Origin of the sequence: Paenibacillus sp. 2RAB27 (genome assembly GCF_052115445.1) — a bacterium.
Lineage (GTDB): Bacteria > Bacillota > Bacilli > Paenibacillales > NBRC-103111 > Paenibacillus_E.
Map to the genome: position 1 here is coordinate 1 of NZ_JBFRGR010000122.1, position 434 is coordinate 434.

1 protein-coding gene is annotated in these 434 nt (G+C 57.1%); it reads left to right on the forward strand.

The features are described from left to right. Positions 1 to 434: hypothetical protein (locus tag AB4114_RS35930; protein WP_441992693.1), on the forward strand; the 434-nt coding region annotated here is incomplete at both ends.

Below are 434 nucleotides of genomic sequence, written 5' to 3' on the forward strand. Positions count from 1 at the left end.
AGCGCTTCGGAGTAGCCGTAGCGCCAATGGTGACGAGCATAACGGCGCTCAATGGCGACGGCAAGCCGACAGTGGGAGCAGGCGACCAGTTAGTGATCACGCTTAATGCACCGTCAAACGGCGGAGCAGTTGATCTAACGAAGATCAGCAGCAAGTTAGGAACAGGTGCGACATCCAGTTGGAGCAGCGACAAACTTAGTTTGACGATTACGCTAGGAACTGGAGCAACGATTACAACAGCCGATACGATCAGCATCGTGAGCGGCAACGGCATTCTGGACGCAGCGACAGGCACGCAAGAGCTGGCAGCACAATCGAGCATTGCCATCGGAGGCAGCTTCGGCGTAGCCGTAGCGCCAATGGTGACGAGCATAACGGCGCTCAATGGCGACGGCAAGCCGACAGTGGGAGCAGGCGACCAGTTAGTGATCACG